At 67.5% G+C, this 1,392-nt stretch carries 2 protein-coding genes; both read right to left on the bottom strand.

The annotated features are described in order from the left end of the window. A partial coding sequence (locus tag NA10_RS33080) for a hypothetical protein (RefSeq protein WP_157556917.1) occupies positions 1-416 on the bottom strand: 416 nt, incomplete at its 3' end. 143 nt (positions 417-559) lie between these two features. Next, positions 560-1,392, bottom strand: an 833-nt coding sequence (locus tag NA10_RS33075) for a vWA domain-containing protein (RefSeq protein ID WP_169812691.1), incomplete at its 5' end; no start/stop codon positions are given.

The following is a 1,392-nucleotide window of genomic DNA, read 5'->3' as shown; positions in this document are numbered from 1 at the left end:
CGCAGCGCGCCCAACAGGCGCGAATCATCCCCGGAGGCGGATACGCAGGCGTCGATGGCGGCGAGCCGCACCGCGCGCTCGGGATGCTCGTACAGAATCCGGCGGACCCGATCCAGGTGTGTGCCCCGCGAAACCCAGACCAGCAGCTGAGCCGCCCGCGCTTGCAGGCCGACGAACGGCTCCACCCGCTCGGCGGATCCGCCGGATTCTCCCTCCCGCACCTCCGGTGGCAGGAGCCGCGCGATCTCCAACCACACGAAGCGATCCAGGACCGGTACCGAATCGCGCTGTCGCAGTTCACCGATCAACGACAGCACTTTGACATGCCGATCCACACTGTGAATCGGCAGCTCCAACAGCGCGGAGTGCGCCAGTTCCGCCATGCGTTCCTGCTCCGAGCCACTCGATCGGGACATGGTGTCTTCCCCTCGATTCGCGGTCACCGTGTACCCGCAGCCTGCTCGGGGAGGCGGCGCACGGCACGAGTAGCGCACCACTCGATTCCGTGCCCGGGACTACGCGGTCCGGGGCGATCGCCTTCCGCCCCAGTGCGGTTCGATCAGCGCAGGATGCCCGCTCGGGTGGCTTCGTTTATCCAGGAGGGGAATTCGCCGAGGATGCGGTCGTAGAGCTCCGCATCGGTGATCTGGTCGATATCGTCCACGGCGAAGAAGCCGACATTGTCGACGCGGCGGCCGGACATGGTGTCCAGGCGCTCCAGCACGCCGTAGCCGGAGCGGGTGCCCAGGCCCACGAACTGCCAGAAGATGGGTTCCTCCACGGCGGCTCGGAGTTCCTGTTCGATTTCGCGGTTCTTGTAGACGCCGCCGTCGGAGAAGAACAGGACCAGGGTGGGGGTGGACTGGGGTTGGGCGCGCACGTAGGCGCGCACCTCGGCGATCACCTTCTGCTCCTCGTTCTGGATGCCGACCGCGCGCATATCGACCTGCCCGGGCCGGGCCTGCTCGCGGGCGCGCTTACGACCGCCGAAGAGGGAGAGCTGGCCGCAGCGCACATGCAGTGAGATCCACTGCGGCATATCGGCAATGGTGAGATCGGGCAGGCGGGCGGGGTTGGTGGCGAAGGTCCACGCCTGCATCGCGCCATTGTCGTCCAGCTGCGCGGCGACCGCGGCCATACGCTCAACCACGCGGTGCACCAGCTGTTTCGCGTACAGCGGAGTCATCGAACCGGAGGCGTCCAGCACCAGGATCACGCGCGCGTTCAATTGCGACACACCGCGTTTGGCCAGACTGACCGCGACCTGCTCCTTGCGCAGCGACAACCGCTTGCGCATATCGATCGGCAAATGCTCCTCTCCCTTGGTCAGCCGGATACCGGGCTGACCGGAGGGTTGCGGCGGCGCGGCCGGCGCAAGCGACGCGCCCGCCG

It is taken from the genome of Nocardia acidivorans NBRC 108247 (assembly GCF_001625085.1).
Classification (GTDB): domain Bacteria; phylum Actinomycetota; class Actinomycetes; order Mycobacteriales; family Mycobacteriaceae; genus Nocardia; species Nocardia acidivorans.
The sequence above is the reverse complement of the archived record's forward strand: the minus strand, read 5'-3'. Positions and strand labels throughout refer to the sequence as shown.